We start from the raw sequence: 15,238 nt of genomic DNA, 5'->3' as shown, positions 1-15,238 counted from the left end.
CAATAATTTTTCTTGAATCTATTTGATATTTGATTAAAGATAATACTTAATCGATTAAGTTTCAAATTATTTATTACCCTAGTGAGTACACTGATGAAAAATAACGTGCAATTAATCACCTATGCTGACCGGCTCTCTGGCGCCGGTATTCCTGAGCTTCATGAGTTACTGGCTAATGAACTAAGCGGTTTATTTTCCGGGGTACATATTTTGCCCTTCTTTTATCCCATCGACGGCAGCGACGCCGGTTTTGATCCGATAGATCATACCCGGGTTGATGAGCGTATCGGGTGCTGGCAAGACATTAAGGCGCTGGGCAGAGATTGTGAGATCATGGCAGATCTTATTGTCAACCATGCCTCGGCGGAATCGAAAGAATTTAAGGATGTGCTGGCGAAAGGACAAGCTTCGGCTTATTGGGACTTATTTCTGACCAAGGACAAGGTTTTTCCTGATGGCGCCAGTGAAGCACTGCTGTCGCTGATCCCCCGGCCAAAAACCACCGGCTGTTTTACCCCTTATCAACTGGCAACGGGGGAAAGCGTCGATTTTTGGACCACATTTACCGACAGCCAGATAGACTTGGATGTTAAAAGCGAGCTGGGGCGCGAATACCTTAACAAGGTGATTGATACCTTTGCCGCCAATAATATCAGTTATATCCGCTTGGATGCGGCGGGGTTTGCCATTAAAAAAGCCGGCACCAGCTGTTTTATGATAGATGAAACCTTCGATTTTATTAATCAGTTATCCGATATGGCCAATAAAGCCGGCATGAAGTCGCTGGTGGAAATACATTCCTATTATAAAACCCAGATTGAAATCGCCAAACGGGTGAACCTGGTGTATGACTTTGCCCTGCCGCCGCTGGTGCTGCATTATTTGACCACCCGGGATGTACAGCCGCTGGTGAACTGGTTAAAGATCTCACCGAGAAATTGTATTACCGTACTTGATACCCATGACGGCATAGGTATTGAGGATGCTGCCGGAAAAGACGGCCTGCCGGGTTTATTGAGTCAGCAGCAAATTGAGACACTGATCGCTGCTATCCACAGCAACAGCGGCGGCGGCAGTGAACAAGCCTCAGGGGCCGCCGCCAGTAATGTTGATATCTATCAGGTTAACTGCAGCTATTATGATGCCCTGGCGAAAGACGATCTCAATTACCTGATCGCCCGTGCTATCCAGTTCTTTTCGCCCGGCGTGCCCCAGGTTTATTATGGCGGTTTGCTGGCGCTGGAAAATGATATGCAATTGCTGGCAAGCACTAATGTCGGCCGGGATATTAATCGTTCATACCTGAACAAAAACCAGGTGGCAGCGGCCATGGAGAAACCTGTGGTGAAAGCCTTGTCTGCCTTGATTAGGCTGCGCAACCAGAGTGAGGCGTTTAACGGCCTGTTTGAAATTTGCGGTGATAAGCAAAAGCTGTGTATGAAATGGATAAATGGTCGTGAGAGTGCCCGTTTAGTGGTGGATATGGCGCTGCAACAGGCGAGTATCTTCCTCAGTGACGGTGAGCATCAGCAGCAGCTGGATTTGGCCGAATTACTGGCGGGCAGTTAACCCCGGGTTTTACATAACAACGCCGGCTTTAAAAACCGGCGAAACTGCTCCGGGGTGCCTGTTGCTATCCCGGCCTTTGGCGTACTCTTAGCTGTTAACAGCTGTCGCCCATTTGCAGCTCATAGCTTAAGACTTCATTATGATTGTCATTATCGATAAAGAGTTTAGCGGCAGTTTCTCCCTTAAGATCACTGTACTGGTGAATCGTGGTCAGCTTAGGGGTGGATCTTAACGATTCTTCGATACCGTCAAAACCGACAATGCGGATATCTTCGGGGATCTTCAACCCCATCACTGTGGCTTCGCGGATGGCGGCCAGGGCGATCAGATCACTCATGCACAACAGGACATTTGGCTGCGGCTGACAGGAAAGGGCTTCCCTGGCGGCCAGTGAAGCGAGTTTGATATTACTTTCCGGGATATTCCAGATGCGATCGCCGCCGAGGTTGATGCCTTTTTCCGACAACGCTTTGCTATAACCGTCCAGGCGGCGGTGTGAAATCGAGCTGTTGCAGTCGAGCAATTCCTTGTCATATACCCGGCAAATTTGTTCGCTGTCCACAAGGCGCAGGCCGAGTACGGCGACATTATCCTGTTCAAGCCGTATCGCCTGATCGGCAATTTGGTAGGCGGCCTGCTCGTTATCGATATTGACTGAGGCCATGCCTTCAATATCAAAATCGACGGTGACGATTTTCTTACCCGATGTCTTTAGCTGGGGGATCAGCTTAGGGTTTCTTGGCGCGCCGTAACAGATAAAGCCGTCGACGAAATCGACCACCGACTGGATACTTTGGGACTGTCCGGAATATAACAGTAAATTCAGGTTGTTCTTTTCCAGCACCGAAGTGACCCCACGCATAAATTGGTTGGCAACGGGATCCGAGACCATATATTCCAGGCTGTCCGGCAAGACCAGGGCAACTATGTTGGAGCTGCCTTTTCTCAGCAGCCTGGCGGCCTGGTTGGGGCCGCTGTAACCTAGCTCATGGCAGGCGGCGAGGATTTCTTTACGCCTTTTTTCTGATAGCTGATCGGGGCGGTTAAAGGCATTAGAAACCGTTGCATTGGACACCCCCAGGATGTCCGCCACTTTTTTTAATGTTAAACCATTGCTTTTTTTCATCTTGCTCACTTTTTTGTGCTACTCAGCTTAGCTCAGCATCAAAACTTAATTTGCCCGTTTGCTGTTAAGCCTGGTTCGGCGAAGGAATAAAATAACGGCCGAACCCAGGGGTGTAAAGCCCGCCACGACCGATCGCTGATTTAATTGTTACACATTATCAGGTATCGCTTTGCTATGTTAGCTTTATTTTTCTTATTTGATTAAGTTGTTTTGTTTGTGGTTATGCCGGCAGATAAAGCACTCTGCCCGGCTGTTTTATCTGCAGATAAAGTTCAGTAATTTCGCAGTAAATTATTATCTTGAGCCCGGTTAGCTTAAATATCAGCCAAATAGACTTGCAATTATAAAATCATTTGTTAATCTTAAAAGTAACTTAATCGATTAAGCTTTGGTTTAGGTTAAGTCGGAAGACTGTGATTTTTATGACCTATAATTTGACAACTAAAACCGCATAGAAATCACGCCAAAATTAACAGAAAGTAACGAGGGGAAAGCAATGTCTCACCATTTGTCAAAGAAGTTTTCGTTAAGCGTGTTAGCTCTTGCCATCAGCAGTACGGCTATCGCGGCTGAAGGAGAGAATAAAGAAGCAGATCAAAATGATTCACTGGGGATGGAGCGCATAGTCGTAACCGGTGTTGCCAAGGGTAAAACCATCATGGCATCGAGCGTGTCCATCAGCAGTTTTTCTGCCGAACAAATGGAAGTGGCCACACCGAGAACCACCTCGGAAATTTTCCGCTCTTTACCGGGTATCCGCTCTGAAGCCACCGGCGGTGAAGGTAATGCCAATATTGCGGTGCGCGGTTTACCCGTAGCGGCCGGGGGAGCTAAATTCCTGCAGCTGCAGGAAGATGGCCTGCCGGTGATGCAATTTGGCGACATCTCTTTTGGTAATGCCGATACCTTCCTGCGCGCCGACTCGACCGTACAAACGGTTGAAGCTATTCGTGGCGGTACCTCGGCGACTGCCGCCAGTAACGCCCCCGGTGGTATCATTAACTTTATCAGCAAAACCGGTGACAGCGAGTCCGGCAGCGTTTCTACCACCATCGGCCTGGATTACGACAGCTACCGCACCGATTTTGAATACGGCAGCTATATCAATGACAGCACTCGTTTTCATATCGGCGGCTTTTTACGCACGGGTGAAGGGGCACGGGATACCGGCTACACCTCAAATAAAGGTGGCCAAATCAAGGCGAACCTGACCAAAGAATTTGACGATGGTTACGTGCGTTTTTACTTCAAGCACTTAGACGATAAAACGGTTGGCTACCTGCCGATGCCTATGTATGCCAACGGCGATTCCCTGCCGGGTTTTGACTCGCAGGAAGATACGCCGCATTCGGCCTACCTGCTTTCCACGCTGCGACTTGACGGCGACGGCAATATCAGCCGCGGCGATGTCCGTGACGGCATGAACCCTGTGGTCAACAGCATAGGTTTTGAAGCCTTTTTCGAACTGGGCAATAACTGGTCCATCGAAAACCGCTTAAGAAAAAGCGATGTCAGCGGTAACTATAATTCCTTAATTCCTGCCAGCGTTGAAGACAGCAGTGCTATTGCCAGTGCTATCGGCGGTGACGGTGCCTCTTTGATGTATGCCAACGGGCCTGATGCCGGACAGGCATTTGGTGATGATATGGCGATGCGTATCCATACCTTTGATGTTGAAATTGAAGATTTGAGCTCGATTGTTAACGATCTGAAACTGACCAAAGAACTTGATTACGCCACGGTAACCTTCGGTTATTATAAATCGACACAGAATATTGCCATGTCCTGGATGTGGAACTCTTACCTGATGGAAGTCAAAGGCGATAATGCTGCTCTGCTTGATGTTGTCGGCAGCGACGGCACCAACTATTCCGACAATGGTCTTTATGCCTATGGCGTGCCTTACTGGGGCAACTGTTGTCAGCGGGCTTATGATGCCGAATATGATATCGATGCGCCCTATATCAATATTTCTGCCGACTTTGACGATTTGACCATAGATGCCAGCTTCCGCCACGACAGTGGTGAAGCCAGTGGTTATTATGCTGCTACCGTGCAGTCACAAGTGGATATGAACCGTGACGGTGAGATCTCTATTCCTGAGCAAAGTGTATCTTCGGCAGATATTGCCAATGCTTCCCCCATCAATTACGACTGGAGTTATAACTCTTATACGCTAGGGGCCAACTACTTCCTGGATGATAACCTGGCGGTTTTTGCCAACTTCAGCCATGGCGGCCGTGCCAATGCCGACCGTTTGATGTACGGTAAAATCAATAGTGATGGCTCGGTCGCGGAGCAGGATGCGGTGGATGAAGTCGACCAATATGAACTTGGGGTGAAATTCCGCAAGGATAAGTTCTCCCTTTTTGCCACGGCGTTTTTTGCCGAAACCGAAGAGCAGAACTTTGAAGCCACCAGCCAGAGGTTCTTTGACCGGGTTTATGAAGCCAAAGGCATCGAGCTGGAGTCGGCCTATTATTTCGGTAATTTCGATGTGCGCGGCAGCATTACCTGGACCGATGCCGAGATCACTAAAGATGCCATAAATGCTGATGTCGTTGGCAATACCCCGCGCAGACAGGCGGATTTCATTTACTCTCTTATCGGCCGTTATAACTTCAACAACGGCTCTGCCGGTTTAAGTGTCATCGGTACCACAGACGCCTATGCCCAGGATAATAACGATCTGGAATTCGACGGTTATACCCAGGTAAACGGTTTTGTCTCTTATATGATGACAGAAAACATGTCGGTATCGTTAAACGTCAACAACCTGTTTGATACCAATGGCATCACCGAAGCCGAAGAAGGCAGCGTGCCGGATAACGGCATTATCCGTGCCCGCACCATTAACGGCCGGACGACGTCATTAGCACTGAAATATGAGTTCTGATATCGGTTAATGTCAACAAAGCCCCTGTGCCCGGCATAACTTCGGGCATCGCCGGGCTTTTATTTTACCCGCTGTGTTGCGGCATAACGCCAGATAAAACAGCGGGTTGTTTTTTAAGGAAACCTCAATGAAAAAAGTGTTGTGCTTTGGTGAAGTGCTCATCGACTTTTTACCTAATGAAGACGATGAAACCAGCTTCAAACCTATTGCTGGCGGAGCACCTGCAAATGTTGCAGTGGCCATTGCAAAACTTGGCGGCGAAAGTTATTTTGTCGGCGGCATCGGCTCGGATAATTTTGGCTTGTTTTTACAAAAGCAATTGGCGGCCTATCAGGTGAAAACCGATTATTTATGCAGTTTTGAAAACAGCAATTCGGCCCTGGTGCTGGTATCCCTGGACGATAAAAAAGAGCGTAGCTTTAATTTTTACCGGCACGATACCGCAGATATGCGTTTTAGCAGTGACGATTTTCAGGAAGAAAGTTTCAAACGTTCGGATATTTTCCATTATTGCTCCAATACCCTGACCACAGCAAAACTGGCGCAAACCACCTTAACCGGATTAAAGCTGGCCAAAGAAAACGGCTTACTGGTGAGTCTGGATGTCAACTTAAGATTAACCTTGTGGTCGGAGGCTTCGGTATTATCTTCGCGTATTCTTGAGTGCCTGCCTTATACCGATATTATAAAATTCAGCCGCGAAGAGTTGTTATATTTGTCTGAGCAGCTCAGCCAAAGTGCCGACGAACTGATAAGTTATTGCCTGAAAACCGGTCCGTCCCTGGTGGTGGTGACCGACGGCGGTAATGAAATATCGGTATATAGCCGGGAGTATCATTTTGTTCATCAGGCCCCGGCTATCACCCCGGTAGATACTACCGCGGCAGGTGATGCTTTTGTTGGCGGCCTGCTTTACCAGCTGGCGTACCGGGATCTCGATATTGCAGCTTTTCAGGCGCTGTTAACACAGCAAACTTATGTTGAAAATATCGTTGAGTTTGCCACCTTATGCGGCGCTTTTACCTGCACGCAAAAAGGCGCTTTTCCGGCGCTGCCCACCCTGGCAGATATCAGAGACTAGCAACTTTGTTCGGCTGAAAAAGCAAGCCCGGCATCTGCCGGGCTTTTGTTTTTAAGGGCTTGGCTAATCCATTTGTACCGGGATTAATGCCATTTAATGCTATATTCGGGCAGGACATCTATGGGTAAATGATTAACCTTCTCCAGGCTGGCCTGGATCCGCGGAGAATTCACCGCCCAGCGGTCAAAAAAGGCCTGCACCTTAGTGTTGTCGCCATCCCCTTCGAGGATTAGCAGGGCTTTTGCCAGGGAGGCGACATTTTCTTCAAACTTCTTGTCGTTCAAGGTCCAGCGGCCGCTGTGGTCATCATAAGTCACCCCGCCGTTTTCGGCGAAATAATTTAGCGATAATACCGCGGCTTTGCCATGGGCCTGGTTTAAGCCAAAACGCATCGAGCGGAATAAGCTGCCCAAATAAGAGATGAAAAAGTTATTGCGGCGCTTGGCATCCACTATGCCTTTATCCATCAGGTAAATCAGCGAGTGCATGCCGCTGATATCGGCTTTTGCCTCTTCCAGGGCGTTATAGTTAGGGCCTATGGCGGCATTGGTGGCTATGCCTTTTTTACTGCCGACCTTAACGGTTCTCGGCCCCAGGGCATGGCTGATTTCATGCATGAGTACAAACTGGAAAAAGCCGTCGTCGGAAATGTCCGGCAATTGTTTTTCGTTGATCAGCACTTCACTGACCGGTTTGATAATGCCGCTGAACCTGGCTTCGAACATGTTTTTCCAGAAGGTTTTTTTCGTACCTTTAAGCTCGTGTACCGCGGGATCGTTGGGCAGGTTGGTGGCAACCGCCTGGTAACCGACGATAGCCATACCGGTGCGGATAATATCCCTGACGACAACAAACTTGGTCGTTAAACCGCCGACTACGGAGCGGTATTGTTCGGGGATCGGCAGATTGTTTTCCATTTCCTGCAGGTATTGGGTGTATAAGTCCAATTTTGCCGATTCTTCTTTATCCACTACTTCGATATAGGCCTGGTACTTGGCTTTTACCCCTTTAATACCGTCGTCGTAGGTTTCGAAAGGACCAAAGACCAGATCAAATTTATTGCCGGCCAGATCTATCCAGGCAACGTCGGCATCAAAATATTCATCGGTGAGCAGTGCCCTGGCCTTTAAACGCAGGAATTTGGCGAACGAAGCATTGTCGGTCAGTTCCGCGACTTCATTAAGCAGCTCGATCACGGGATCTAGCAGAGCTTTATAGGCCTGGTAATATCTTACGGCCCTATAACCTCCTTTGCCGTCTTTTTGGATCACGGTATAGGGGTTCATAAATTCAGCCTGCTGTTCTTTGGGCAGAGTTTTCATATAGCTGTTGAATTCTTCGGCGCTGAGGCCGCGGGGGTAAAACTCCTGTCCCGGGTAATAGGTTTGTTGCCCCATAAAGGCAACATTGTTGTTGAGCTGTTCAAACGGGGCGCCGTTGCGATTAAGCAGGGTCAGTAATTTTTGCGCCTGTTCGCTTTCTGGCACCAGTTCCAGGGCATCCCGTAATTCCCGGCCGTATTTGGAGGTTTGCTGCCAGTAGACTTCATGCAGCAGTTCGGCTGCTTTGACCAGTTTTTGCAGGATCAGCTTGTCTTTGGCGGAGAAATGGCTGGCATCATATTCCATTTTATAGGGGCTGTATTGTGCCAGATAACGGTCAAGATTGGTGTTATGGTCGGCACTGACCTGGCCGCTGAAGGCCGCGGTAATCGATAACGAAAGGGCGAGCAGGGTCTTTTTCATAACGTCTCCTTATTATTTTTTTTATTGTTAAAGAGTACCAAAGGCATTTTTGATATGCGAGGAGAACAGCGCAATAACACGGGTTTTCATCGCATTTTTCCTTTAAATCACAACAAGTTTTCATTTTTCAGTGAGGCTGGCAAACTAGAGGGATCTGCTAACAGCTTCTATACTAAATACAATAATGAGGTCAGGAAGGTATAAAAATTGACCTTGAGTTGTTATTTCTCACTTTTCCGATTCCTAATTAATGCTTTGATGTGAAGTAATATGAAGTGATGTGAAGTGATGTGATGAGGAAGGGCTGAATGTTAGTTCGTGTGATCGCCAGTCTGGTTATATGCTTGTTCTTTTTTCCGCCATTGGCCCGGGCGGATGAGACGGAATTAAAAATAGCCCTGGGAAATTTTCGGCCGTTATTTGCAGGCCCTAATCAATCTGCTTTATTTAAAGATCTCATCGATGGCGTTTATGCCTATATTCCTTCAAAAAGAATTACCTATCGTTATATGTTGTCCAATGCCCGACTGGTGGTTGAGCTCAATGAGAAGACTGTTGATGGCGCCGCCAACATTTTTTCGAAAAGTGAAATCAATGGCTGTATCAGTCAGCCGATATTCAGGTATTCGGATGTGGCTATCACCCGCAGGGACAGGGGAATGAAAATCAACTCGGTAGAGGATTTAAAAGGTGTTTCCGTGGTGACCTATCAAAGGGCCCGTACTTTGCTGGGAAAAGCATTTAATGCTGCGGTAGCGGACAATGAATATTATAAGGAAGTGCCGAAACCGAAAGAGCAGGCGAGGTTGCTGGCCATCGGCATGGTGGATGTCAGTATCGGTGACAAATATATCTTCCTGCACAGCTTAAAAACCTGGTCCAAGGGGAACTTTGATGCCAATGAGTTTGTGATCCATCCGATTTTCCCCGATGTCTATACCTATATGGGCTTTAACCGCCAGGAACTGTGCGATGAATTTGACTTGGCGCTGTCGCTGTTTAAAGCAAGCGGGCGTTATGAAGAAATCTTCGAAGAGCATTTGTTTGCCTTAGGTTATCGCCATTAGCGGATTGCGGGCGATATAAATTTAAATGATCCTTGTTCTTTTCCACCGCTTTATCCGATAATCCCGTTACTTTTTCCTGCCAGCTTTATTTACAAGAGAGCTAATGACAACAGATATTCATCAACTCCTGCACCGTTATTTTGGCTATCAAAGCTTCCGCCCGGGTCAGGCCGAAGTTATTCAGACCATAGTTTCAGGGCGCAGCGCCGCCGCCATTTTTCCCACCGGTGCCGGCAAATCCCTTTGCTACCAGTTATCGGCTTTATGCTTGCCCCATTTAACATTAGTGGTTTCTCCTTTATTGGCGCTGATGAAAGACCAACTGGAATTTTTACAGAGCAAGGGCATAACGGCGGCGAGTATAGATTCGGCCCAGTCAAAAGCACAAGCGCAAGAAGTGATGAACCGGGTGCGCAGCGGTGATATTAAAATTTTGATGATTTCTGTTGAGCGTCTTAACAATGAAAGGTTCCGCCAGTTTATTGCCCAGGTAAAGTTGTCGTTATTGGTGGTGGATGAAGCCCACTGTATTTCTGAATGGGGGCATAATTTCAGGCCGGACTATCTCAAACTGCCGGTATACATGCAGGAGCTGGCGATTCCTCAGGTGTTGTTGCTGACGGCGACGGCAACCACGGCGGTTATTGAAGACATGGGCAATAAACTTGGCGTACGGGCCGGAGATGTAGTCTTAACCGGGTTTTATCGCGCCAACCTGGATCTGGCTGTGCTCGGGGTTAGCCAAAATGACAAGCTGGCGGCATTAACGTCCTGGCTCCAAGATAAACACCAGCACAGCGGTATCATTTATGTCACCCTGCAGCAAAGCGCCGAGGTGCTGGCGGGGCAATTAAAACAGCAAGGTTTAAACGCACAGGCCTACCATGCCGGTATGTCGGCCGAGGATCGCCAGCAGATCCAGCAGCAGTTTATGTCAGGTGCTATTAAGCTGATTGTTGCCACCATAGCGTTTGGCATGGGCATAGATAAAAGCGATATCCGTTATGTGGTGCATTACGACCTGCCTAAATCAATAGAAAACTATGCCCAGGAAATCGGCCGGGCGGGGCGTGACGGCTTGTCTTCCCATTGTCTGGTGTTGGCCAATGCCGACAATTTAAATGTGCTGGAAAACTTTGTTTATGGTGATACTCCTGAGGCGGATGCCATCCGTTATGTGCTTGATGAAATTGCACAGCAGCAGGATCAGTGGCAGCTGGTATTAAACAGCTTATCCAATGACGCCAATATTCGTTTGTTAAGTTTAAAAACCTTACTGGTTTATCTGGAGCTTTTTGGCGTGCTTAAACCGGCATACAGTTATTTTGCCGAATATAAGTTTAAGCTCCCGGGTAAGTCTGAGCAGCAATTAATCACCAGTTTTAGCGGCGAGCGGGCGGACTTTATTGAGGCCTTACTACAGTCTTGTGACAAGGCGAGAACCTGGTATACGATAAACTTTGATCAGCTGCAGCACATATATCCCAGCGACCGGCAAAGGGTGCTGACGGCACTGGAATATCTTGATAGCCATGGGCTTATCGAGTTGCAGGCGAAAACCATGACCCAGGTTTATCAGGTGCTGAATTCGCCCTACGGCATTGAACAACTGACGGGCCTGCTAAGCGAAAAATTTGCAACCAAAGAACAAAGTGAAATCAAGCGTATTCATCAGCTATTGGCGTTTTTTACCGGGGATAGCTGTTTAAGCCGGCGCCTGGGACAATATTTTGCCGATGAGCAGCTGACACAAAATTGTGGCCATTGCAGCGTTTGCCGGGGACAGGTGGCGCTATTGCCGCAAGCGGCCCCGCTTGCGCCGCTGGAAAGTTTCGATTTCGGCGATATTTCTGGCGAGATCATGAGTAAATTGGGGCACCAGGCCAGCAGTGTGCTGATCAGCCGTTTTCTTTGCGGTTTAACGACACCTGTTTTTACTAAGCTCAGGGTGCGCAAACTGAAGAGTTTTGCTTTGCTTGAACATTACCGCTTTTCTCAGGTTAAGGTCTGGGTCGATACTCACTTGGCAGAACATCAGAACAGCGAGCCTGGATAAAAATACAGTAATGATTTATTATCCAGTATATCAGTTTATTGCTGCGCATCTTATATGAAACTTTATATTGCTGAAAAACCAAGTTTAGGGCGGGCGATTGCCGCGGCTTTGCCTAAACCCCATAAGAATAATCCGGGGTTTATCCAGCTGGGCAACGGTGATGTCGTCAGCTGGTGTATCGGCCATATCCTGGAGCAGGCCGAGCCGGAAACTTATGATCAAAAATATAAACAGTGGAAACTGGAGCATCTGCCGATAGTACCACAGCAGTGGCAGTTAAAACCTAAATCACAAACCCGAAGCCAGCTAACGGTTTTACGTAAACTGGTGAAGCAGGCGGATGAGATCATTCATGCCGGCGATCCCGACCGCGAAGGCCAGCTATTGGTGGATGAGGTGATCGATTACTTAAAGCTGGCGAAAACGAAAAAAGCCCGGGTAAAACGTTTGCTGGTCAGCGATTTAAATACCAGTGCGGTAAAACGTTCATTGGCGGCGCTGAAGGCCAACCGCGACTTTATCCCTTTATCGGTTTCAGCCCTGGCCCGCAGCCGTGCCGACTGGTTATACGGCATTAACCTCACCCGAACCTATACCCTGCAGGGGCAAAAAGTCGGCTTTAAAGGGGTGCTTTCCGTCGGCCGGGTGCAGACCCCGGTATTGGGACTGGTGGTGCGCAGGGATGAGGAAATCGCCAACTTTGTCAGCAAACCTTTTTATGAGGTGTATGCCGATATTGTTTGTGCAAACGGCGAGAGCTTTAGCGCCAAATGGCAGCCAAGCCAGGAATGCTCGCCTTATATGGACGAGCAGGACAGGGTGGTGGTTAAGGCGCTGGCGGAAAATGTCGTGCGCCGCATCAGCGGGCAACCGGCGACGGTTACCTCGGTTGTTAAAGAAAACAAAAAACAATCGCCGCCTTTGCCGTTTAATTTATCGGCGCTGCAAATCGAGGCTGCCAAGATCTATTCCATGAATGCCAAGCTGGTACTGGATATCTGTCAGTCCCTTTATGAAAAACATAAGCTGATCACCTACCCGAGATCCGATTGCCGTTATTTGCCTGAAGAGCAGCATAAGCTGGCGCCGGGCATTATTAATATGCTTGCTTCATCTTCCCAGTATGGCCAGGCGGCAGGACAGGCGAACGCAGGCTTGAAAAGCAAAGCGTTTAACGATAAAAAAGTCGGCGCCCACCATGCGATCGTGCCGACGGAAAAATCCGCGGCTAATATCCAGTTAAATACCTTTGAGAAGAATATCTACCAGTTGATTGTGCGCCAGTATCTGGCCCAGTTTTATCCGGCGCACAGCTATGATCAAACTAAGGTTGAGCTGAATATCGGCGGCGGAAAATTTACCGCCAGTGCGAAAAATACTGTGGTGATCGGCTGGAAAGTGCTTTGGCCGCAAAAAAGTGCGGCCAAGACAAAAGCGCATAACCCGGATGAGGCGGAGGAAGCCCAAAGCCAGCATTTACCTGAGTTACATCAGGAGGATGTCTTGTTGTGCCAACAGGGGCGGCTGGCGGAAAAAATGACCAAACCGCCGCAGGCTTTTACCGATGCGACTTTGCTGGCGGCAATGACAGGCATCAACCGTTTTGTCAGCGACAAGGCGCTGAAAAAGATCCTAAAAGATACCGACGGTCTCGGCACCGAGGCTACCCGGGCCGGGATTATCGAATTATTGTTTAAACGGGATTTCCTCTGTCGCCAGGGCAAGCAGATTCATGCCACCGAAGTGGGTAAAGCGCTGATCGCCACCTTGCCGGAAGCGGCGACCTTACCGGATATGACTGCCCAATGGGAAGCAAGCCTGAATGCCATCAGTGAAAAACAAGTCAGTTACCAGAGTTTTATGCAGCCCCTGACCCAAACCCTGCACCAGCTGGTGGAGCAGGCCTGCCAACAGCTGCCTTCACAGTTGCAGGGGCTTAAGGTTAAATCGGCATCCGGTTTTAAAAAGAAAGGCAGGAGGCGAAGAAAAGCGCCGGCGGCTAAAGTCTAGCGGCGGCACTGGATAAATAAGTTGTTGATTTATGTGAATCGTTTTATGCTTGTGATCCCTTATGTAGTTTGTTTTATTAGGTGTTGTGTATGGAAACGCTGATTATTTGCGCCATGATTGCCGCGCTGTTACCTTATTTAGCCAAAGCTCCGCTGGCTTATGCCATGAATAAGGAGAGCCGTTATGATAATAATTACCCCAGGGAGCAACAAGCCAGGTTAACAGGGTTTGGTGCCCGTGCCTCAGCCGCCCACTATAACTCTTTTGAGTCCTTGATTATTTTCTCATTAGCCATAGCTCTGGTTTTGGCGACCGATTCCGTTGATAAAACTGTTGAACGCCTGGCGATGATCTATGTTGCTGCCAGGGTTACCTATTGTTTGATGTATTATTTTGATCAGGATAAGTTGCGTTCCCTGGTATGGTTTGTCGGTTTAGCCGCACCACTGGCCATGATGTGGCAGTGTTTACCCTGATTATTTCCGGCATTAAGGTAGTTTGCTCCCGCTTTTAAGCTGATATCCCGGCGTAAATGTCAGGTTGATGAATTGCCATCAGGTTTTGGGGGGAGCTTGCGACACTAAAGCCGAATTGGCGGTATAAATCGTGGGCATCGGCTGTGCATAACATAAAACGCCTCAGGCCCTGCAGTTCAGGCTCTTTGAGTATTTCAGACATCAGCTGTTTGCTGATCCCGCGACCCCGGTATGGCTCGAGCACAAAGACATCAGCCAGGTAGGCGAAACTGGCTTTGTCTGTGATCACCCGGGCAAAGGCGATTTGCCGGCGGCCGTCAAAAGCGGCGAAACACATGGAATTGTCGATAGACTTTTGTACCAGGTCTTTGGGTATATCTTTGGCCCAGTAAGAGCGTTTTAAATAGCCATGAATCACATCCAGTTGCATCTCTTCTTGTTGATTACTAAAGCGAATTGACGGGCTTATTTGTTTGAGCATTTATCTCTCCTGAATTTACTTTCGGTTTTTCGAGTTGCCTTGATTTTCAACAGTGAAATGAAGAACCTAACGATGTAATTAAATAAAAAGTAAGGCCACGGCAATCAGGGTTAATATGGCCAAAAACCGGTTAAACCTTTGTCTGGCAAGCTCTGTGGCTAAAAAACGGCTGATCAGCGAGCCAAATAGCGTCCAGGCGCTGTTACTCATTAACCCCACCAGATTGAATATCAGGCAGGCCTGAATCACGGAAAGCAGGTACAGATCTCCCGGCAGACTAAAAGCGGTGATGCAGGATAAAACCATCATCATGGACTTGGGATTAATAAACTGTAATAGCGCCCCCTGGCGAAAGCCTATCAGGTTGGCTGCGCCGCTTTGTTGTTTGTGACTCCTGGAAAATGCCATTTTTACTGCCAGATAAATAAGGTAAGCAGCGCCGAGCAGTTTGAGGTAAAAATACCAGTGGGGATTCTGGGCGAGTATACCGCCTATACCCGAGCCCATCAGGATAAAAAGCCCGGTAATACCCGCCCTGATGCCGAAAAGAAACGGCAGGGTCTGGCGGTAACCAAAACGGCTGCCGGATAAGGTCAACAAGGTGTTGTTAGGCCCTGGGGTTGCGGTGGCTAGCAGGGTAAAAAGGAATAGCGGAATAAGTATGCTGCTGAGTTCTATCTGGGCTGCCATAAAGTTATCTTTATCGGTTATCATGAATTAAAAACAGATAT

11 protein-coding genes are annotated in these 15,238 nt (G+C 48.2%); 7 read left to right on the top strand and 4 right to left on the bottom strand.

Annotated features, from left to right (window positions below; translation table 11 throughout):
• The first annotated feature begins 93 nt into the window (after positions 1-93).
• Entirely contained in the window at positions 94-1,569 is a 1,476-nt protein-coding gene (gtfA, locus tag QL234_RS30540; protein ID WP_281561508.1) for a sucrose phosphorylase, read from the top strand.
• Positions 1,570-1,663: 94 nt separating this feature from the next.
• On the opposite strand, the gene QL234_RS30535 is transcribed toward gtfA, so the two are convergent.
• Positions 1,664-2,695 carry a LacI family DNA-binding transcriptional regulator gene (locus tag QL234_RS30535; RefSeq protein ID WP_281561507.1) on the bottom strand — a complete coding sequence of 344 codons (1,032 nt, stop codon included), beginning with the start codon at positions 2,693-2,695 and terminating at the stop codon, positions 1,664-1,666.
• A gap of 496 nt (positions 2,696-3,191) precedes the next feature.
• On the opposite strand from QL234_RS30535, the gene QL234_RS30530 reads away from it, so the two are divergent.
• Together QL234_RS30530 and QL234_RS30525 are read left to right on the top strand one after the other, a co-directional pair.
• Entirely contained in the window at positions 3,192-5,591 is a 2,400-nt protein-coding gene (locus tag QL234_RS30530) for a TonB-dependent receptor (protein ID WP_281561506.1), read from the top strand.
• A 127-nt stretch (positions 5,592-5,718) separates the two neighbouring features.
• Entirely contained in the window at positions 5,719-6,672 is a 954-nt protein-coding gene (locus QL234_RS30525; protein ID WP_281561505.1) for a carbohydrate kinase, read from the top strand.
• Between the two features lie 83 nt (positions 6,673-6,755).
• On the opposite strand, the gene QL234_RS30520 is transcribed toward QL234_RS30525, so the two are convergent.
• The gene (locus QL234_RS30520; protein ID WP_281561504.1) at positions 6,756-8,417 is read right to left on the bottom strand and encodes a hypothetical protein; all 1,662 of its coding nucleotides are present in this window, start codon (positions 8,415-8,417) and stop codon (positions 6,756-6,758) included.
• 308 nt (positions 8,418-8,725) lie between these two features.
• Here QL234_RS30520 and QL234_RS30515 point away from each other — a divergent pair, with 308 nt between their 5' ends.
• The 4 genes from QL234_RS30515 to QL234_RS30500 all read left to right on the top strand — a co-directional run bounded on the left by QL234_RS30515 (position 8,726) and on the right by QL234_RS30500 (position 14,026).
• Positions 8,726-9,484, top strand: a complete 759-nt coding sequence (locus tag QL234_RS30515; protein WP_281561503.1) for a transporter substrate-binding domain-containing protein — start codon at positions 8,726-8,728, stop codon at positions 9,482-9,484.
• A gap of 103 nt (positions 9,485-9,587) precedes the next feature.
• A complete protein-coding gene (locus QL234_RS30510) occupies positions 9,588-11,540 on the top strand; it encodes a RecQ family ATP-dependent DNA helicase (protein WP_281561502.1) in 1,953 nt (650 codons plus the stop codon).
• Between the two features lie 54 nt (positions 11,541-11,594).
• A complete protein-coding gene (locus QL234_RS30505; protein ID WP_281561501.1) occupies positions 11,595-13,550 on the top strand; it encodes a DNA topoisomerase III in 1,956 nt (651 codons plus the stop codon).
• Positions 13,551-13,639: 89 nt separating this feature from the next.
• Entirely contained in the window at positions 13,640-14,026 is a 387-nt protein-coding gene (locus QL234_RS30500) for an MAPEG family protein (RefSeq protein WP_281561500.1), read from the top strand.
• A 34-nt stretch (positions 14,027-14,060) separates the two neighbouring features.
• On the opposite strand, the gene QL234_RS30495 is transcribed toward QL234_RS30500, so the two are convergent.
• The gene (locus QL234_RS30495) at positions 14,061-14,507 is read right to left on the bottom strand and encodes a GNAT family N-acetyltransferase (RefSeq protein ID WP_281561499.1); all 447 of its coding nucleotides are present in this window, start codon (positions 14,505-14,507) and stop codon (positions 14,061-14,063) included.
• Between the two features lie 78 nt (positions 14,508-14,585).
• A complete protein-coding gene (locus QL234_RS30490; protein ID WP_281561498.1) occupies positions 14,586-15,197 on the bottom strand; it encodes a LysE family translocator in 612 nt (203 codons plus the stop codon).
• Positions 15,198-15,238: the final 41 nt, after the last annotated feature.

Origin of the sequence: Thalassomonas sp. RHCl1, from assembly GCF_947387555.1 — a bacterium.
Lineage (GTDB): Bacteria > Pseudomonadota > Gammaproteobacteria > Enterobacterales > Alteromonadaceae > Thalassomonas.
The sequence above is the reverse complement of the archived record's forward strand: the minus strand, read 5'-3'. Positions and strand labels throughout refer to the sequence as shown.

Coding starts and splice junctions, on each gene's coding strand:
- gtfA (WP_281561508.1), top strand. CDS start 94: ATGAAAAATAACGTGCAATTAATCACCTATGCTGACCGGCTCTCTGGC.
- QL234_RS30535 (WP_281561507.1), bottom strand. CDS start 2,695: ATGAAAAAAAGCAATGGTTTAACATTAAAAAAAGTGGCGGACATCCTG.
- QL234_RS30530 (WP_281561506.1), top strand. CDS start 3,192: ATGTCTCACCATTTGTCAAAGAAGTTTTCGTTAAGCGTGTTAGCTCTT.
- QL234_RS30525 (WP_281561505.1), top strand. CDS start 5,719: ATGAAAAAAGTGTTGTGCTTTGGTGAAGTGCTCATCGACTTTTTACCT.
- QL234_RS30520 (WP_281561504.1), bottom strand. CDS start 8,417: ATGAAAAAGACCCTGCTCGCCCTTTCGTTATCGATTACCGCGGCCTTC.
- QL234_RS30515 (WP_281561503.1), top strand. CDS start 8,726: ATGTTAGTTCGTGTGATCGCCAGTCTGGTTATATGCTTGTTCTTTTTT.
- QL234_RS30510 (WP_281561502.1), top strand. CDS start 9,588: ATGACAACAGATATTCATCAACTCCTGCACCGTTATTTTGGCTATCAA.
- QL234_RS30505 (WP_281561501.1), top strand. CDS start 11,595: ATGAAACTTTATATTGCTGAAAAACCAAGTTTAGGGCGGGCGATTGCC.
- QL234_RS30500 (WP_281561500.1), top strand. CDS start 13,640: ATGGAAACGCTGATTATTTGCGCCATGATTGCCGCGCTGTTACCTTAT.
- QL234_RS30495 (WP_281561499.1), bottom strand. CDS start 14,507: ATGCTCAAACAAATAAGCCCGTCAATTCGCTTTAGTAATCAACAAGAA.
- QL234_RS30490 (WP_281561498.1), bottom strand. CDS start 15,197: ATGGCAGCCCAGATAGAACTCAGCAGCATACTTATTCCGCTATTCCTT.